Origin of the sequence: Saccharopolyspora hattusasensis (assembly GCF_050972075.1) — a bacterium.
Lineage (GTDB): Bacteria > Actinomycetota > Actinomycetes > Mycobacteriales > Pseudonocardiaceae > Saccharopolyspora > Saccharopolyspora hattusasensis.
The window spans coordinates 8024138-8041506 of record NZ_JBPCDC010000001.1; the positions used below are offsets into that span (position 1 = coordinate 8024138).

Genomic DNA, 17369 nt, shown 5'->3' on the forward strand with positions numbered 1-17369 from the left:
CCTCAATCGACCGGATCTCGGTGCGATGAGAGTGGTGTCGGAGGTCCTGCGAGGCGCAGGAGACGGCGGGTGCGCTGTTGCGCTGCGGTTCTCTTCCCACGGGGCCGCTGGCGCATTAGGGTGTGGATCCCCGATCAGGTGCGCAGGCCAGGCATGGGCCGCTGTGCCGGAGTGCTGGTCATCTCGCTCCCCGAACGCTCGGGTTGGCTGGTCACTTCGACCGGTTTCGCGTCAGGAGATGTTATGAGCCATACCGCAAATGATGTGCCGCCAACAAAGAAGGTGCGGCGCTCACCGGAAGCCACCATTCCGTCGACCGAACCGCCCAAGCCCGTCGGCATCCCGCAGGCTGCCCGGGAGCCCGTTTCCCGCGGGGCGACCCCAAAGCTGATCTACACGCGTGGCCCCGACGCCGGGGTCGGGCATGAAGTGAGCTCACCGTGCATGCTCGGACGTGATCACAGCTGTGACCTGGTGCTCGATGATCCCACTGTGTCCCGTTTTCACGCCGAGGTGTTGCTGATCAACGATTGTTACGTGGTGACCGACGTCGGCTCGCTGAACGGCACGTACGTCAACGGACGGCTGATCGACCGTGCGGAGCTCGTCGACGGCGATGCGGTGTGGATTGGAACCTACCGTCTCCGTTTCCAGCTCGACGGCTGACTTCGAGTAGCTGGGTTGGTAGCACCGTCGGTAGCACCACCGTGCAAACGCGCCCCTGTAGCACTGCGACGCCGGTCAGGTCGGGGCTGGGGAGCGCCGCAGCTGACAGTGATCAACCCTCTCCAACTAGCGGAGACCTCCGGGTTGGGCGCTGTTTCGGTGCAGGGCGGTGATCAGATCGTGGGGCGGAGGTGCGCTGCAGAGAATGGATGCGCCGCTCACCGTTTCCCAGGACTTTTCCCGGGTCCTGCAGCGAGTGCCCGGTGTGTTCATTCCCCTCGGTCGATGCCGGATCGGCCCACCTCCGAGCGGAAGTGGGCCGATCCGGTCGACTGGCGTCCCGGCACTGTCATCGACCAGTGTTCGCTTGCTGGCTGCGGACCGCGCCGTGCCGTCCTCGATGCTTACGGCCTTTCCCAACGGCCGCACATCGGTTGACGACGATCAGGAATTGGCGGTGGGAGTTCCTTCCGGTGATGTAGCGGCTCTCACGGTGCCGTCCTCGAGGTTTTCCAGGCGGGAGTTCCGTGTCTCGGGGAACAGCCAGATCCACGCACCCACCGCGGTGTAAAGGACTGTCGCCGCGAGGAAGATCGGCATGTAGCCGGCATTCGCGATGACCCCCGCCGCGATGAGCGGAGGAAGCGCGGAGGTTCCGCGGGCGAGCTGGAGTGCCGCGGAAACACCTGCCGAGCGGAAGCGCGTCGGGAACACCTCGCTAAAGAGCGTCCCGAAGATGGTCGGTGCAGTCGATCCGAAGTAGAGGATGAAAAACGGTACGAGTAGCACCGATGAGCCGATTGCAGACGGACCGGCGAGATAGACGATCAATCCGCCGACGGCGGCGAAGACCATCACGATGGTCACCGTGGGACGGCGTCCCCACCGGTCGCAGGCCCAGGAACCGAACAGGCATCCGCAAAGGCCGGCTACGGCGGTGAAGAAGATCCACCACGAGGCCGCGGCCATGCTGAACCCGAGCGAGGTCAGGTATTTCGGCAGCAGCGTCGTCAAGCCGTAGTAGGCCCAGAAGTAGAGGACGGCAGGGACAAGACACAGGGCGAACGGGCGGAGGAACGTCCCGGACGTGTACTCCCGCAGTTTGAGGCGGTTGACCGAAGCGTTCTTGACCCAGTGGGGAGACTCGGGAGTGTGTGAGCGGAGATAGATGACCAGCAGCACCGGCGCTCCGGAGATCGCGAACGTCCATCGCCACCCAATCGCCGGAAGCAGATGCCCCCCGACGAGAGCAGCAAGCATGATCGAGAGAAAGGCGCCGCCGTAGTAGAGGCCGCCCCACCACCCTCGACGGCTCGGTTCGATGATCTCGGAGATGAGTGACTGCCCGACGCCGTATTCGCCGCCGAGCCCGAGTCCGGCGATGGCCGTCAGGACGACCAGCACTTCGTAGTTAGGTGCGATCGCACGGGCGAAGGTCGCGATCGTGAACATCAGCACGGTGATCATCAGGACGCGGCGGCGGCCGATGCGGTCAGCCAGCATCCCGAAACCGACCCCACCGACAGCCATGGCGATCAGCGAGGCGGACACGAGCCATGCACCGGCGGCCGTGGACAGGCCGAATTCCGCGATGATGGGGACCAGTAGGAAGGTGAGAAGGAAGATCTCGTAGTAGTCGAAGAGCCACCCGAGGAAGGCCCCGACGAAGGCACCACGCTGTGCCTTGTCGAGGCGGCCCCGGGATCCTGTAGTGGTGTCAGCCACGATGGACTCCCATCGGTGGGTCAGGACCGCTTGAGCAGCAGATTTCCAGTGGGGGTGAGTTCGGTACGCCAGCCCTCACGGACCAGCACAGTGGTGTCCTCTTGCACGATTACCGCTGGCCCGTCGAGTTGGTCCGGCACCGCCGAGCGCGACAGCACCGGCACGGTGGCGAAGCGGTCCTCCCCGGGCAGGTAGATGCTGCGTTCCCCGCGGTGCACCGGTGCTGTGCTCGGAGCGATCGACGGGCGCGGCCGGGCCATCGAGGCCGTGGCGCGCACGCCGACGATCTCCACCATGCCCTCGGGGTCCCGCTGCCCGTAGTGGCGCTCGTGCAGGCTGTTGAAGCCGGTCTCCACCGCGTCGAGCAGTTTCGGGTCGTTGGCCGCCACGGGCACGGTCAGCTCGTGTGACTGGCCGACGTAGCGGGCGTCAACGGCGTGCGCGATGGTGATCTCACCGGTGGCTCCGGCACGCCGGATGTCGGCGTGAGCGAGATCGGCAACCGCTTCGAGCGCCGCAAGAACCTCGGCCGGATCTGTGTGGCCGGGGCGCCCGCTGAAGGTCCGTTGCCGCGGGACCTGCATGTCGGCGCTGAGGAGCCCGTAGGCGGACAGAACACCCGGATGCGGTGGCACCAGGATTTCGTCGATCCTCAGGTCGTCGGCGACGGTGCATGCGTGCATCGGTCCCGCTCCTCCGCAGGCGACGATGGCGAAACGGCGGGGGTCGTGCCCCCGGGCCACCGAGACGACCCGCAGTGCCGCGGACATGGAAGCCGAGGCGATTCGGTGCACACCCCAGGCGGCCTCGGTCTCGGTCATGCCGAGCGGTTCGGCGACCCGCCGGCGCAACGCGGAAACGGCGAGTTCCCGGTTCAGGGACAGGCGTCCGCCTGCGAGGCCTTCGCTTCCGAGGTATCCGAGCACGAGGTTGGCATCGGTAACGGTGGGCTCGGTTCCGCCACGGCCATAGGCGGCGGGGCCGGGTACGGATCCCGCGCTGCGCGGTCCGACGCGCAAGCTGCCTGCGGCATCGACAAAGGCGATGCTGCCGCCACCCGCGCCGATGGTGTGGACATCGACGGTCGGTACCCGAAGCGGATGGCCGACCACCACGGCCTCATCGTGCACCAGCGGCTTGCCGTCCACGACCAGGGCGACGTCGGTGCTCGTGCCGCCCATGTCGAATCCGAGAACGGACCGGCGGCCGGCGTCGCGCGCCACCGCGGCAGCCCCGCTCGCGCCGCCGGCCAGGCCGGACAGCACGGTCCCCACGGCACGCTCGGCGACCAGTTCAGCCGAAACGACGCCGCCATGCGACTCCATCACCTGCAGCGCGGCCGGCACCCCGAGCTCCTGCAGCCTCGTCCCGACGCGGTTCAGGTACGCCGCAATGCGAGGACGGATGTAGGCGTCGACCGCGGTGGCGACCAGTCGTTCGAACTCACGGAAGCGCGGGTCGATACGCGACGACAGGCTGACCGTCAGTTCGGGGTGGCGCGCCGTGATGAGCTTGAGAGCACGCTCCTCGTGCCCGGAGTCGACGAACGAGAACAGGAACGACACGGCGATCGCCTCGACATGGTGCCGGTTGACGAGGTCGTCGACCGCAGCGACTAAAGCGGCCTCATCGAGAGCGTCCACCTCCTCGCCGAAGGGACTCATTCGAGCCTGCACCCCTCGCACCCGGGAACGGGGACACAGGTAGTCGGGGGTGTCCGCTCCGGCGAACAGGTCGTACATCCGGCTGCGCTTGGCCCTGCCGAGGTACAGGATGTCTTCGAAACCAGCCGTCGTGACGATGCCGATCCGCGAACCGCCCTGTTCGAGCAGGGCGTTGGTCCCGACCGTCGTACCGTGCACCAGGGAGGTGACGTCCGCGCCGGTCAGCCCGGCCGCCCGCAGAGTGCGGGCGAGACCGTCGGCGAGACCTTCGCTTTGGTCCACGGTGGTGGGGACCTTGCCGATCGTGGCGGGGCCGCCGTCATCCGGACAGACGATGATGTCGGTGAAGGTGCCCCCGACGTCGATGCCGACAGATGCTCCCATTATGCCTCCTTGCTTTCTGCCCGCAGCGCCTCGGTCGCTGCGTCGTCCACCGCGCCGTCGGCGTCGAGTACGACGCCGTAGACCTCACGTGCCTGTGAGACCGTGACCCGCTGGTCCGCGACGTCGGTCGCGACCAGGGACGGCGGTCGGCTCATCGGATCCCCGTGCCCACCTCCACCGGATAGCCGTACGCGCAGCCGGTCACCGCGTTCGAGATTGACCATCGTCTTCGACGGCAGAGACTCTTCGGACCCGTCCGCTCGCAGGATCGCCGCTTCGCTGTGCGGCGCACCGATACCGTCGTCGAGGCCCCACGCACGTGAGGTGTGCCGTTCGCCTCGGTAGTTGGCCGAAACCTCGGTCCCTGCAAGAAACACCTTCTCGGTGCCGCACCCGCCGCGCCAGCGGCCCGCTCCGCCAGAGTCGGGCCAGATCGACCAGCTCTCCACGCGCACCGGAGCGGCCAATTCGAGCGCCTCCGCCGGAACGTTCATGCAGTTCGAGGCGCTCGACTCGACGGCGTCGACCCCGTCGAGCCCCGGTCGGGCTCCCATGCCACCCGGGCCGAGTTCGCTGGTCACGAACGTTTCGCCGGTGACGGGATCGACGCCGCCGAAGTTCATCACCAGCAACTGGCCGCTGTGTGCCGCCGGGATCCGCTCCGGCAACGCCTGCGCGAAGCAGCCGAACAGCACGTCGCACAGCCTGAGTACGGTCGCGGTCCGCGAGTTGACTGGAGCAGGCTCCTCGGGGTTCACCACGGTCCCTGGGGGCAGCGTGATCTGTACCGAGCGGTAGCAGCCGCTGTTGTTCGGGATGTCGTCGCCCGTCACTGCTCGCAGGACGTAGTAGACCGCTGCGATCGAGGACGCGGGAACGCAGTTGTAGGGGCCCCGGGTCTGAGGCGCGGTCCCGGTGAAGTCCACGTGCAACGACGAGCCGTCGACCGTGACGGTTGCCCGGAGCTCGATCGGCTTCCCTACGTCCACACCGTCGTCGTCCAGGTAGTCGACGAAGCTGTAGCTGCCGTCGGGGATGGCGGCGATGCGGTTGCGGGTGAGCTCGTGGGACTGCTCCAGCAGCGCGGCCACGACGGCATCGTAGGTGTCGGCTCCGATCTCGCCGACGAGTTCGCTCACTCGGGTCTGGGCAAGCGAGCATGCGGCGAGCTGCGCACGCAGGTCGCCAAGGACGACGCGGGGGGTGCGCACGTTGGCGCGAATCACCTCGAAGATCGGGGTGACGGGCTCGCCGCCGTCGACAAGCTTCATCGGGGGAAGGCGCAGTCCTTCCTGAAACAGGTCGGTGGCGTTGGGCGGGAGACTCCCGGGCACCATCCCGCCGACTTCTTGGTGATGCGACATCGTCGCGGCGAGCGCGACCACGTTGCCGTCGTGGAACAGCGGGCGAATGACCGCTATGTCGGGCAGGTGGGTTCCGCCGGCGTAGGGGTCGTTGAGAACGAAGACGTCGCCCTCGCTCATCTCGTCCGTAGGCCAGCGGGTGAGTACCGCACCCACAGCTGGGATCATGCAGCCGAGGTGGATGGGGATGGACGCGGCCTGGGCGATATTGTTGCCTTCTCGGTCGAACACCGCCGAGGAGGCGTCGAGTCCCTCCTTGACGATGGTCGAGTAGGCGGCCCTCAGCAACGCGCTCTCCATCTCGTCGGCGATGGAGGTCAGCCGGTGTCGTACGACCTCGCGGGTGATCGGATCCATTGATCTCCTCGGCGTAACGGCCCGCACCATGACGGCCTCGGCATGGTGCGGGAGGGATAGGGAGCCCGATGGCTTGGCGACAACTGTGACCGCCGACCGAAGCGCGGAACAAGTCACGGAGTGTGCAGTCCGGTTCGCTGTAGTTGCACGAGTTGCTCAGGGCGGCGCGGGTTGGGCAGGACGCCGTGAGCGTTATTGGGTGCTATAGCACCCGCAAACACTCACGGCGCGAAGTCCTAGGAACGGTTGCGTATGCGGCGCCGGAATTCAAGCCCCCGCAATGCGATGAGCAGGCGCAGGTTCACATCGGGGTCCTCGAGCGAGACGTTCAGCAGTCTCGTGATCTTCTCGATGCGGTAGTACAGGGTCCGTCGCTCGATCGACAGCACCCGCGCGGCTTCGGCCTTACGACCGGAGTGCTCGAGGTAAACCTGCAATGTCGGCAGGAGCGGTGTACTCGCGGTGGCGTCGTGATCAAGCAGCGCACCGAGCTCGCGCTCGATGTGCCGACTCAGCGACTGGGCGCGATCGAGGTCGATGAGCAGCCGGTCGATCCCCAGATCGCCCGAGAGCAGCACCCCGCGCTCGCGTCCTATGCGCGTCGCGTACCGGACGGCGTCCGCTGCGTCGGCGAATGCCCGTGGCAGGCCAGTGACCGGAACGGGATCGCTGATGCCGGCCACCACCGGCACGCCGTGATCCGCATAGCAGGTTTCAGCGACCTGCTCGGCGCGGGCACGGACGTCGTCAGGCGAGTGGACATGACCACCCAGCACCGTCAGCAACTGCCCCCCGTCGTACGCGGTGAGGACTCGGTCCCCCGCATCCGACGCGAGCAGCCGGCGTGCCGACGTGGCGACTGCACGCAGCCGCTCAGACCGCTCCAGCGGTCGGAACACCAGTACCCGGAAGCTGCCGGAGAGGTCGATCCCGAAGGCCGCGGCGCGCAACCGCAGCTCGCGCTGGTCGGCGACGTGTCCGCCGACCAGATCATGCACGAAGACACTGCGTGCGTTCTGCTGCCCGAGCCCAGCGTCTGGATCCTTGGCGAAGGCCAGCCCGATGGCGGTGGCGGCTCGGTCCAGAATGAGTCGCCCGGCCTCATCGGTCGGGTCTCCCGGCTCGAGCACGTGCACGCTGCCCCAACACTCGCCGCGGACCGGGATCGCGGCCCAGACGCACGTCGTACCGCCCGCAGTGGTCCGGCTGGGTAGGCCGTCGGAGGTGGGGGTGTGTCCCACACGCGCGTGTGCCGCCCAGTTCCCGACCCGCCGGTCGGTCTCGGCGGTCTGTGGAGCGTACGCGAGGACCTCGCCCGCGGCGTCGGAAACGACCACCGGGTGATCCAGCGAACGGGCCAGTTCGTCTATGGTTTCGGTGAGGCTTCCCCCATCGAGCGCCAAGCGCGCGATGCGGCGTCCGGCGGACTCGGCACGCTGCATTGCGCCGACCCGGCTGTTGATGATCGTCGTGTGGACGGCCTCGGTGATGTCCATGAAATAGGCGGGGTGCTGCAGCTCGATGACCGGCAGCCCGTGGTGGCGCGCCTCATCGCACATCGCGCCGGGAATCCGGTGCAGGACCACGCCGACCTCCACCGCCACACCGGCGATGCCGGCCCGAGCCAACTCGCGAATCCAGGCGCGCTGGGCCGATGCCTCGGATGCGATGCCGCGGCCCTGGGTCAACAGCAGCTCGCCGCCCTGGAACAGGCGCCCAGAATCGGGCATCTCGCTGATGTGGACCCAGCGGACCGCGACATCGAGGGCGTCGTCAGCCGCGACAACGCGGGCCGAGGCCCGGCGAAAGGGCTCGAATTGGAGGACCTCACGAAGAGTCGGAACCATCAGCGAAGCCTAAGCAACTCGCGCAACAGATCGCCACAAGATGACACATGTTGTGCATTGTCAGTTGGTTATTGCGCCGTCACGATGGCAGAGATCCGGCCGTTGACCGGAAGAACGAAATAACGCGGGAGGAACTTAATGCCGACCACGAAAGGTCGCCGTCCCGACGTCGTCATAGTGGGCGGCGGGATCATCGGACTCGCGACGGCGTACGAGCTCGGCCGGGAAGGAATCGCGGTCGCGCTCCTGGACGCAGACGTCCTCGGTTCCGGCCAGTCCACCCGGGGGTGGGGGTTCGTCCGGCAGCAAGGTCGCAGCCCGCAGGAGCTTTCGATGATGCGGGCCGCGAACCGGCGGTGGAGCGGCCTCGAGGACGAGCTGGACGAGAAGATCGAGTGGGTTCAGGGTGGCAATCTCGCTCTGGCCGGTGCGGACGCCGCCGAGAAGTACGTGACCTGGGCCGGGATCGGCGCGGAACACGGTCTCGACACTCGACTGGTCGATCCGTTCGAGGTGCAGGAGCTCGTGCCGGGTCTGCGTCTGCCGCACGACACGGCGATCTACACCAGTTCGGACGGGCACGCCGACCCCGTGTCGGCCACCCGGGCCTACGGCGAGGCCGCGGCCCGGGCCGGCGCGGTCGTGCTCACCGGCTGGCGTGCCCTCGCGCTCGAACGACGGGGGGACCGGGTGATCGGAGTCCACACCGACCACGGACCTTTGAGGGCGGAAACGGTCGTGTGCGCCGCCGGCGCGGGCTCGCGCCGACTGCTGCGTACGGCGGGGATCCGACTGCCACAGAATCGGGTCCGGGGAACGGTCGGGCTAACCGCGCCTGTCCCGCCGGTGTCGACCACGAGCGTGTGGGCGCCGGGCCTGGCATTCCGGCAGCGCCCCGACGGTCGGATGATCTTCTCGACCGGAGGCGGCGGAGACGTCGATCTGACTCTGGACACTTTCCTGCAGGCTCCCCACTTCATGACCGCCTTCCTGCATAACCACCGCAGAATGCGGCTGCGCGTGAACGCCGAGGCGCTGCGCGAGCTTCGGCACCGGTTCACCGGGGTCGAGGTGTCCACGGAGCCCTGCACGTCCCCTGCTCTCGCCAGGCGCAGCCTGACACGTCTGCGGGCGGCCCTGCCGTCCCAGCTCGAGCTGCGTGCTGAACGCTTCTGGGCCGGTGTCATCGATGCCACGCCCGACGGCCTGCCCGTGCTGGACCGCCCCGCTGAGCACCCTGGCCTGGTCGTGGCGACCGGGTTCAGTGGTCACGGATTCGGTCTTGCACCCGCCGTCGGTGAAGTTGTCGCTGCCCTGGTGAACAACGCCCGTCCCGACCACGACGTCCACCCCTTCCGGCTGCGCCGCTTTGCGGACGGTGACTACCGGGCACCGACCGCGATTCTCTGAGATGTGCGGCTGCCGTCGCCGGACCAGCACGGTGCCGGTGGTCGGACTCCGCTGTACGGCGCCGGATCGCACTGCCGGCTGAAATCGCCGACATCCTGACGAAATCCCGGCACAACTCGTGACATCGGACGACTGCGATTCACGACTGCCAAGACGATCCACAGTGGACTTTTGTGTGCTGGGCGCGCTGTGCAGGAGTGCCGATTTCGCGCGAAATCGCCGCTCGCCACGCGTGCCACGTGTCAATTTCGCGCGAAATCGACGAAATCATAGGAGGCTGGGGATCACGAGCGCCGCGCAGGTCACCAGCGGTCCGATGACGGTCATGGACAGTCCCCAGCGGAGGAGTGCCCGGGTGACTCGCGGCCGGTCCGCCTCGGGCGTGCAGGCGACCATGACGGCTCCAGAGGTGGAGAACGGCGTCGAGTCGACGATCGTGGCGGACACAGATAGCGCGATGATCAACCCTGCGGCGGAGATGCCGCCCTCGGCGATGAGCGGCAGCGAGAGCGGGATGATGATCGGCAGCAATGCGGTTGTGGACGCGAATGCCGACACGAGCGCGCCAACGAAGCACAGCATGAGGACCGCGACGAGCGGCGAGGGGATCGCGGCGGCGAGGTCGCCAAGCGCGTCGACCGCGCCCATGCGCTGCAGCAGTGCGACGTAGGTGACGATGCCGCCGACGAGCAGGATCGTGCTCCAGTCGATGTCGGCGATCGCCGCGGCCGAGTCGCGAGGGAAGGCGAGCGAGAGCACGACACCCAAGGCCAGGGCCACCGTGCCGATGTTGATGGTGATTCCGAAAGCCGGAACCGCGATCACGATGACAACCAGAGATGCGAGGCAGAGCAGCGTGAAGCGCTGAGCGAGCGTGGTGCGGGTGGCCCTCGCCGGGCTGGACATCGTGCGCTCGACCCGCTCGGCGGTCGACACCGAGGCCCCACTCGATCCGCTAGGCATACCGCCGCCGATGGGCTCGAGGGGCACGGCTGGGATGCCCACTGTGCTGTCCCCGGCGTCCCCGGTCCGGTGCCGCCGGAACAGTATCTGCGCCGCCACCTGCAGCGCGACAACGAGGGCGAGGACAAACGCGAACTGCGCATAGGGATTGACCACCACGCCGCCGAGTTCGCCGATGCTGACGGTGAGCACACCGTAGAGGCTGGTGGGCGCGAAGGCGCCCGCGATGGAGCCGTTGACCGCGCCGAGCCCCATCACCATCGGGTCCCGGCCGTTCTTCTCCGCCAGCAGCATCGCGATCGGGATCACGATGAGGGCCGCCAAGGGATTGCCAAGTCCTGCGATGACGAGTGCGATCACGAACATCAGCCATGGCAGGAGGAACTTCTTCCGTCCGGTGCGACGTACCGCGCCGTCGACCAGCCAGTCCAGTGTGCCGTTGGCCCGCGCTATCGCGATGAGATAGGTCATCCCCAGTAGCAGCACCATGAGGCTCACGGGGAAGCCGCCAAGTACCTCTTCCAACGGCTGCCGGCCGAGAGTCAGGCCGACTCCGACCGCCGCGGTGAGCGCCAGCGCGCCTATGTGCACGCCCCGTACAGCGCCGAGGACGAACACGAGAACCAGAATGCCGATGGCAACGAACTGGACCGTCATGTCGAGGACTCCCTGCGTAGGGTGACGGATGAGATGTGGGTCGTGCATCTTTCGGGAACGCGTTGCCGTGCGTCAGGTCAGCGACCGCGCCAGCACGGTGATCTTTTGCCCAGGAAGGCCGATACGGCCTCCCGCGAGTCGTCGGAGAGGTAGCTGCGCACCACGAGGTCGTCGTTGCCGGAACCGGGCTCACGTGCCCGCAACAGCGAGGACTTGGTGAACGAGAGCGTCAGCGGTGCGAGCCCAACCATCTCCTGGGCGATGCGCATGGCGAGGTCGCGCAGCTCGTCGTGGGTGTCCACGGTGTCGCTCACGGCACCGGCGCGAACCAGGTCGCCGATATCGAGCAGTGCCGCTCGCATGATCATCCTGCGGGTGAGCGGCACGCCGACCAGTTCGGTCAGCCGCGTCAGGTTGCGTACCGACAGGCAGTTGCCGACCGTGCGGGCGATGGGGAAGCCGAACCGCACCCCCGGCCCGGCGACGAGGATGTCGCAGCAGGCCGCGAGGAGTGCGCCCTGCCCGATCACGGGCCCGTCCAGGGCCGCGATCGCGGGGACGCGCAGGTTCTCGATCGCGCGGAGGGTGCGTTCGGCGTGCGACTCCACCGCGCGGACGTCGTCGGCAGACTCCATGCCCCGGAAGCCTTCGATATCCCCGCCCGCCATGAAGGACGGCTTCCTGCCGGTGGCACCGTCGAACACGACGACCCGGATTTCAGGGGTGCGGTTGACATACTCGCAGCCCGCGACGATCAGGTCCTCCATCTCCGGGGTCGCGGCGTTCAGCCGGTGCGGCCGGTTGAAGGTCATCCGGTAGACCGGGCCGTCTTGTTCGGCGAGCAGGGGAGCCCCGTGGAAGTCAGTCATGGCCATCGCCTCCGATGGGAGCGGGGTTCCGCGCTGCGCGCACCACCCCGTCCGCGTCGAGCCTGGCGATTTCGGCCCCGGTGTAGCCCAGTCCACTGAGGACCGCGCCGGTCAGGTCACCCAGCCCCGGGCCAGGGGTGCGCCGGACGGTCGGCGTCCTGGACAGCCGCATCGGCGAGCCCATCTGCCGTACGGGTGTGCCGTCGCGTGTCGTCGACTCCCAGAAGAAATCACGGACGATGAGGTGCTCGTCGGAGAACACCTGTCCGTAGTCGTGGATAGGGGCTGCGGGAACACCCACCTCGTCGAAGAGGTTCAGCCAGTGTGTGCGGGGCTGCGTGCGGGTCCGCTCCTCGATCGCGGCGATCAGCTCGCACCGGTTCCGCATACGGTCGTCATTGGACGCGAATCGCTCGTCATCGATCAGTTCGGTCAGACCCACGCCGTGGCAGAACGCCAGCCAAGTCTTCGGAGTGGCCGCGCCGACGGTGAACCAGCCGTCGGACGCGCGGATGGCCTGATATGGCGCAGCGGTCTGGTGCGCCGAGCCCTGCGGAGCGGGGATCTCGCCAGTGGCGCTGTGCTTGGCGAACTCCCAGATGGCGAAAGCGACCCCGGTCTCGTACAGGGAGACGTCGATGAACTGGCCCTCTCCAGTCCGATTGCGGTGGTTCAGCGCCGCAAGCACCGCGATGGCCCCGTACATCGCGGCGCCGATGTCGCACAGCGGCACCCCCGCCTTAACGGGCTCGCCGCCGGGAAAGCCCGTCACACTCATCACGCCGGAGCGAGCCTGCGCCATGATGTCGAGCCCGGCGTTCGTCGCGAGCGGGCCGTCCTGGCCCCACCCCGACGCGGCGAGGTAGATCAGCCCGGGGTTCTCCTCCGTCAGGCTCGCGTAGTCCAGGCCCAGCCCCCGCATCGCGCCAGGGCGGAGGTTCTCGACGACGACGTCGGCCCTTGCGGCGAGTGCGCGGAAGATCGCCTTGCCCTCTTCGGACTTGAGGTTCACCGCAACCGAACCCTTGTTCCGGTTCAGGGTGAGGAACGCGGAACTGTCCGCTGTGCCGTCGATGACGGCGCCATACGTGCGGACGACGTCGCCGCCATGAGGGTCTTCGATCTTGGTCACCTGAGCGCCGAGGTCGGCGAGCAAGGTGCCGCAGTAGGGCCCGGCGAGATAGTTGCCGACCTCAAGGACCCGCAGTCCGTCGAGCGCGTGCGCATCAGTCACTCTTTCTCCAAAATTCGGGGTACTCGGCGCGATGATCGAGTGAGCTCGGTCACCCGTGGAAATGAATGGGGTAAGTCAAGCAATGGCGTTCTGGTGCGTCAATGGCGGATATTGCACTGATACGGTGCACATATGCACCAATACCGGGCGTCGATGGCCCTATGCCCGAACCTCCTGTATCTCTCCAGCATCGTCGAGTACGGAAGCTTCGCCGCCGCGGCCGCGGAACTGCGGATGACGCCGTCCACACTGAGCCGGGGGATTCGGCGGTTGGAGAACGAGCTGGGAATGGCGCTGGTCCTGCGCAGCGGACGCAGCATCGAGCTGACCCCTGCGGGCCGGCTGCTCGCCGAGCACTCACGTCTCGCGCTGCGGCAGGTGCGGATCGGGCTGCGCGAGGCGCGGCTGACCGGCACGAAGCTGGTCCGGGTCGGGCTGCTCCGGTCGCTGGGCTCGGATTACATGCCCGCCGTGGTCGGCAGCTTCGCCGCGCGCTGGCCCGACGTAGAGTTCTCGTTGCGCGAGGGCAGCAGTGACGGACTCGCGGACATGCTCGTCGAGCGTGAGATCGACGTCGCGATGATCGCCCCGCCTCCTGAGCGCCCCGAGATCGCGGCGACCGTCCTGTTCGAGCAGCGGATCGACGTCGTCGTGGCGGCCGGCACGCGGCTGGCCGGCCGTGCGTCGCTGGACGTCCGGGAGCTGGCGGGGGAGAACCTGATCCTTTCCGAGTCCGGCTACGCCGCCCGCGCGGTGGCGGACCGGATGTTCGAGAGCGTGGGCCTGCACCCCAAGGTGATCTTCGAGACCGACAACATGGAGATGGCGGTGTCGCTCGCGGCGGCCGGTGTCGGGGTCGCCGTCGCTCCGCCGACCGCCAGGGGCAACGACGGCGTCGTGCGGGTGCCGTTGACCGACCCTGCGGCGCGCCGCGACGTCGCCGTGTGCAGGCTGGCCGGGGTGGCCCTTACCCGGCACGTCGCCGACTTCCTCGACCACGTCACGTCGTACCCGGCAGGCGCGTGATGGACATCGCCACCGTGTCGAGCCTGTGCGCGCCGCTGGGCGGCGAGTTGCGTGTCTTGCTCACCGGCCGGTGAAGCGCGGCGGCCGTCGCTCGGCGAACGCGCGGGCGCCTTCGGTCGCGTCGCGCGAGGCCCACACGTGCTCGACGGCCCGCGCCTGACGTTGCCAGATCTCGCCGGCCGGCCAGCTGCCGGCGTGGTCGAGCACGTACTTGCTCGCGACCACACCGAGCGGGGCGTTGGCCGCGATGGCCGTGGCTAGGTCCTCAGCGGCGGCGAGGCTTTCTCCCGGTTCGGTGACGAGGTTGATGAGCCCGAGCTCGTGCAGGCGGGGGACCGGTATCTCGTCGCCGGTGAGGGCCAGTTGCGCGGCGATGTTGCGGGGGAGTCGCTGCGGCAGGCGCAGGAGCGCGCCGCCGTCGGCGACGAGCCCGCGCCTGACCTCCGGGATGCCCAGGCGCGTGTCGCGGGCCGCGACGATCAGGTCGCACGCGAGCGCGATCTCCAGCCCGCCGGCGAGGGCGAACCCTTCGACGGCCGCGATCAGGGGCTTGCGCGGTGGGCGGCGGACCAGGCCGGCGAATCCGCGTTCGGGATGCTCGCCGGTCTCCCCGTCGAGGAAGGCTTTCAGGTCGAGTCCCGCGCTGAAACCGGGTCCGTTGCCGGTGAGGATGCCCGCCCGCAGTGTGTCGTCGGTGTCGAGCCGGTCCATGGCTTCGGCGACGAGGCGCGCGACCTCGTCGTTGATCGCGTTGCGGGCGTGCGGCCGGTCGATAGCGACGAGCAAGACGCCCTCAGCAGGCGTACTGATGTGGACGGGACGGGCGTCGGTCATGTGTGCTCCTGCACGAGTATCGTCGCGCCGATGCGGTAGCGGGATGCCGGGCCACCGGTGACCGTGAGGTGGCTGATTCCGGCCACGGTGTCCGGCCGGACCACGAGGCTGCCTCCCGGCCAGCGGTACTCGACGCCGTCGTGGCGAGGGTGTGTCTCCGCGTCGAGGACATCGGCGAACAGCCGGTGGGAGAAGGCTGGGTCGGTGGAGCGCAGCGTCGTGGACCGCAGGCGCGCCAGTGGACCGGCGGGCACGTCCCAGGCAAACTCCCACCAGCCGGGCTCCCGGCCTTCGCGGTTCCCTGGTACTCGAGCGGGATCTCGCGTCCGGGTGCCGAGCAGCTCGCGTAGGGGTGGGTAGCCGACGTCGCTGTCGGCGAGCTGGATCGTCACGCCGTGGACATCGTCGGGAGGCAGGAAGGTCTCCCGCCACGGGGTGTGCGTGAGGTCGGTCTTCACCACCCGGAGGCCGAGCTCGCGCACCTGTTCGATGGTGCGGGCGAGGTCGGGCACGAGGAAGGTCAGGTGGTGTGCTGTCTCGCCGTGCCGGCGGAGGAAGCGGGTGAGGAACCCGTCCGTCTCGTCGGGCTGGGCGTCCATGAGCTCGAGGCGGCCGCCGGAGTGCTCGTCGCCGAGCTGGCAGACGACGTAGCGGAACTCCGGGAGCACCTGCCCGACGAGCGGCGTCGCACCGAGGGTGCCCCGGAGCCGGCGCAGCCAGCTTGGCGCGTCGTGCACGGCGATCGAGGTGTGGTCGAATTCGGTCGCGCCGCGTGTGCCGTCACTCATGCCGTGCAGTCTGCTTCAGCCAGGCGCTGTCCTCGAGCAGGTCGCGGCAGCTTTCCGCGCGTCGCCACTGGTCGCTGGCGAGCAGCGCGCGGTGGAACGGCAGAAGCGTGGTGACGCCGTCGATCCGGAACTCGTCGAGGGCGCGGAGCATGCGGTCGGTAGCGGTGGCCCTGTCCTCTCCCCACACGATCAGTTTCGCGATCATGGGGTCGTAGAAGGGAAGCACGGCGGAGCCTTCGACGACGCCGGAGTCGACGCGCACGTACGCTCCGCGTGGCTCCTGGTATCCGCTGATGGTCCCGGGTGCGGGCAGGAAGTGCTTTGCGGCGTTCTCGGCGTTGATCCGGCACTCGATCGCGTGCCCATCGAGGCGCAGATCGGCCTGTCCGAATGACAGCCGTTCGCCCGCGGCGACGCGCACCTGCTGCTCGACCAGGTCGATGCCGGTGACCATCTCGGTGACGCAGTGCTCGACCTGGATGCGGGTGTTCATCTCCAGGAAGAAGAACTCGTCACCGGCGAGCAGGCCTTCCACGGTGCCCGCAGAGTGGTAGCCGATGGCCTTGGCCGCCGTGATCGCCAGCTCGCCGATGCGGGTACGCAGCGGCTCCGGCAACCGCGGCGCAGGTGCCTCCTCGACCAGCTTCTGGTGCCGCCGCTGGATCGTGCAGTCGCGCTCGAACAGGTGAACGACATTGCCGTGGGTGTCGCCGAGCAGCTGGACCTCGACGTGCCTGGGGTCGTCGAGGTAGCGCTCGAGGTACACGGTGGGATCGGCGAAGAACCGTTCCCCTTCGCTGCGCGCGCTCTCGACGGCGCCGGGAAGCTCGCCGGGCTCGCGGGCGACCCGGAACCCCTTGCCGCCGCCCGCCCCAGACGCCTTCGCCGCGATGGGGTAACCGATCGACTCGGCCAGTGCCAGCGCGTGGTCGTCGCCGGAGACGGGTTCGAGAGAGCCTGGCACCACGGGGACACCGGCCTCCGACATCGCCCTTCGCGCCTCGATCTTCGAGCCCATCACCCGGATCGCCTCGGGCGTCGGCCCGATGAAAATGAGCCCGGCCCGTTCGCAGGCCTCGGCGAACTCCGGGTTCTCCGCGAGAAGCCCGTATCCCGGGTGGACGGCCTGTGCGCCCGTCCTTCGCGCGGCGTCAAGGACGCGGTCGATCCGCAGGTAGCTCTCCGAAACCGGTCCGGGGCCTATACAGACCGCCTGGTCGGCAGCGCGGACGTGCACCGCGTCGGCCTCCGCATCGGAGTGGACCGTGACGGACTCGATGCCCATCTTCCGAAGGGTTCGCAGGATGCGCACCGCGATCTCGCCGCGGTTGGCCACAAGAACTCGAGTGAACATGGCGACCTCAGCTCACATCGACCAACACGTGGCCGTCGTCCACGGCGTCGCCTTCCTTGACGTGCACCGCGGTGACCGTGCCCGCTTCTCCGGTTTCCACCGGGATCTCCATCTTCATCGACTCGAGGATGACGACGGCGTCGCCTTCCTCGACGGTGTCGCCGACTCCGACGAGGACCTTCCACACCACCGCGGTCGTCTCGGACTCCACTGTTGCCATGAGGGTT

14 protein-coding genes are annotated in these 17369 nt (G+C 68.2%); 3 read left to right on the top strand and 11 right to left on the bottom strand.

Annotation, left to right across the window (positions count from 1 at the left end; genetic code table 11):
* Window positions 1-243 precede the first annotated feature (243 nt).
* Complete coding sequence (locus ACRXBZ_RS38025; protein WP_433883202.1) at window positions 244-666, top strand: FHA domain-containing protein; 423 nt, start codon at window positions 244-246, stop codon at window positions 664-666.
* 444 nt (window positions 667-1110) lie between these two features.
* Here ACRXBZ_RS38025 and ACRXBZ_RS38030 read toward each other — a convergent pair whose 3' ends face one another.
* The 4 genes from ACRXBZ_RS38030 to ACRXBZ_RS38045 form a co-directional block, all read right to left on the bottom strand.
* Window positions 1111-2391, bottom strand: coding sequence for an MFS transporter (locus ACRXBZ_RS38030; RefSeq protein ID WP_433883203.1), 1281 nt, complete (start codon window positions 2389-2391; stop codon window positions 1111-1113).
* Between the two features lie 20 nt (window positions 2392-2411).
* Window positions 2412-4439, bottom strand: a complete 2028-nt coding sequence (locus tag ACRXBZ_RS38035) for a hydantoinase/oxoprolinase family protein (RefSeq protein WP_433883204.1) — start codon at window positions 4437-4439, stop codon at window positions 2412-2414.
* Window positions 4439-6160 (bottom strand): hydantoinase B/oxoprolinase family protein, encoded by a 1722-nt coding sequence (locus tag ACRXBZ_RS38040; protein ID WP_168588260.1) that lies wholly within the window; start codon window positions 6158-6160, stop codon window positions 4439-4441. Before ACRXBZ_RS38040 ends, ACRXBZ_RS38035 begins: the two co-directional genes overlap by 1 nt.
* Before the next feature lie 236 nt (window positions 6161-6396).
* Window positions 6397-8007, bottom strand: coding sequence for a PucR family transcriptional regulator (locus tag ACRXBZ_RS38045; protein ID WP_433883205.1), 1611 nt, complete (start codon window positions 8005-8007; stop codon window positions 6397-6399).
* A gap of 138 nt (window positions 8008-8145) precedes the next feature.
* Here ACRXBZ_RS38045 and ACRXBZ_RS38050 point away from each other — a divergent pair, with 138 nt between their 5' ends.
* A complete protein-coding gene (locus tag ACRXBZ_RS38050; protein WP_433883206.1) occupies window positions 8146-9417 on the top strand; it encodes an NAD(P)/FAD-dependent oxidoreductase in 1272 nt (423 codons plus the stop codon).
* 267 nt (window positions 9418-9684) lie between these two features.
* Here the strand turns inward: ACRXBZ_RS38050 and ACRXBZ_RS38055 are convergent, their stop codons facing one another.
* The 3 genes from ACRXBZ_RS38055 to ACRXBZ_RS38065 form a co-directional block, all read right to left on the bottom strand.
* The gene (locus ACRXBZ_RS38055; RefSeq protein WP_433883207.1) at window positions 9685-11037 is read right to left on the bottom strand and encodes an SLC13 family permease; all 1353 of its coding nucleotides are present in this window, start codon (window positions 11035-11037) and stop codon (window positions 9685-9687) included.
* A 77-nt stretch (window positions 11038-11114) separates the two neighbouring features.
* Window positions 11115-11906: an enoyl-CoA hydratase-related protein gene (locus ACRXBZ_RS38060; RefSeq protein ID WP_433883208.1), complete on the bottom strand. Its 792-nt coding sequence runs from the start codon at window positions 11904-11906 to the stop codon at window positions 11115-11117.
* Window positions 11899-13140: a CaiB/BaiF CoA transferase family protein gene (locus ACRXBZ_RS38065; protein WP_433883209.1), complete on the bottom strand. Its 1242-nt coding sequence runs from the start codon at window positions 13138-13140 to the stop codon at window positions 11899-11901. The genes ACRXBZ_RS38060 and ACRXBZ_RS38065 overlap by 8 nt, the downstream gene beginning before the upstream one ends.
* A 132-nt stretch (window positions 13141-13272) precedes the next feature.
* Here ACRXBZ_RS38065 and ACRXBZ_RS38070 point away from each other — a divergent pair, with 132 nt between their 5' ends.
* Window positions 13273-14166 (top strand): LysR family transcriptional regulator, encoded by an 894-nt coding sequence (locus ACRXBZ_RS38070; RefSeq protein WP_433883210.1) that lies wholly within the window; start codon window positions 13273-13275, stop codon window positions 14164-14166.
* A 60-nt stretch (window positions 14167-14226) separates the two neighbouring features.
* Here the strand turns inward: ACRXBZ_RS38070 and ACRXBZ_RS38075 are convergent, their stop codons facing one another.
* The 4 genes from ACRXBZ_RS38075 to ACRXBZ_RS38090 are packed head-to-tail and all read right to left on the bottom strand — an operon-like array spanning window position 14227 to window position 17362.
* A complete protein-coding gene (locus tag ACRXBZ_RS38075) occupies window positions 14227-15000 on the bottom strand; it encodes a crotonase/enoyl-CoA hydratase family protein (RefSeq protein WP_433883211.1) in 774 nt (257 codons plus the stop codon).
* Window positions 14997-15788, bottom strand: coding sequence for a VOC family protein (locus ACRXBZ_RS38080; RefSeq protein WP_433883212.1), 792 nt, complete (start codon window positions 15786-15788; stop codon window positions 14997-14999). Before ACRXBZ_RS38080 ends, ACRXBZ_RS38075 begins: the two co-directional genes overlap by 4 nt.
* Window positions 15781-17142, bottom strand: coding sequence for an acetyl-CoA carboxylase biotin carboxylase subunit (locus tag ACRXBZ_RS38085; RefSeq protein ID WP_433883213.1), 1362 nt, complete (start codon window positions 17140-17142; stop codon window positions 15781-15783). The genes ACRXBZ_RS38080 and ACRXBZ_RS38085 overlap by 8 nt, the downstream gene beginning before the upstream one ends.
* A 7-nt stretch (window positions 17143-17149) precedes the next feature.
* Window positions 17150-17362 carry a biotin/lipoyl-binding carrier protein gene (locus ACRXBZ_RS38090; RefSeq protein ID WP_132495323.1) on the bottom strand — a complete coding sequence of 71 codons (213 nt, stop codon included), beginning with the start codon at window positions 17360-17362 and terminating at the stop codon, window positions 17150-17152.
* Between the last annotated feature and the right edge of the window lie 7 nt (window positions 17363-17369).

Bases quoted from the DNA above. Each gene is read 5' to 3' on its own strand.
- ACRXBZ_RS38025 (WP_433883202.1), top strand. From the start codon at position 244: ATGAGCCATACCGCAAATGATGTGCCGCCAACAAAGAAGGTGCGGCGC.
- ACRXBZ_RS38035 (WP_433883204.1), bottom strand. From the start codon at position 4,439: ATGGGAGCATCTGTCGGCATCGACGTCGGGGGCACCTTCACCGACATC.
- ACRXBZ_RS38040 (WP_168588260.1), bottom strand. From the start codon at position 6,160: ATGGATCCGATCACCCGCGAGGTCGTACGACACCGGCTGACCTCCATC.
- ACRXBZ_RS38045 (WP_433883205.1), bottom strand. From the start codon at position 8,007: ATGGTTCCGACTCTTCGTGAGGTCCTCCAATTCGAGCCCTTTCGCCGG.
- ACRXBZ_RS38050 (WP_433883206.1), top strand. From the start codon at position 8,146: ATGCCGACCACGAAAGGTCGCCGTCCCGACGTCGTCATAGTGGGCGGC.
- ACRXBZ_RS38055 (WP_433883207.1), bottom strand. From the start codon at position 11,037: ATGACGGTCCAGTTCGTTGCCATCGGCATTCTGGTTCTCGTGTTCGTC.
- ACRXBZ_RS38060 (WP_433883208.1), bottom strand. From the start codon at position 11,906: ATGACTGACTTCCACGGGGCTCCCCTGCTCGCCGAACAAGACGGCCCG.
- ACRXBZ_RS38070 (WP_433883210.1), top strand. From the start codon at position 13,273: ATGCACCAATACCGGGCGTCGATGGCCCTATGCCCGAACCTCCTGTAT.
- ACRXBZ_RS38075 (WP_433883211.1), bottom strand. From the start codon at position 15,000: ATGACCGACGCCCGTCCCGTCCACATCAGTACGCCTGCTGAGGGCGTC.
- ACRXBZ_RS38080 (WP_433883212.1), bottom strand. From the start codon at position 15,788: ATGAGTGACGGCACACGCGGCGCGACCGAATTCGACCACACCTCGATC.
- ACRXBZ_RS38085 (WP_433883213.1), bottom strand. From the start codon at position 17,142: ATGTTCACTCGAGTTCTTGTGGCCAACCGCGGCGAGATCGCGGTGCGC.
- ACRXBZ_RS38090 (WP_132495323.1), bottom strand. From the start codon at position 17,362: ATGGCAACAGTGGAGTCCGAGACGACCGCGGTGGTGTGGAAGGTCCTC.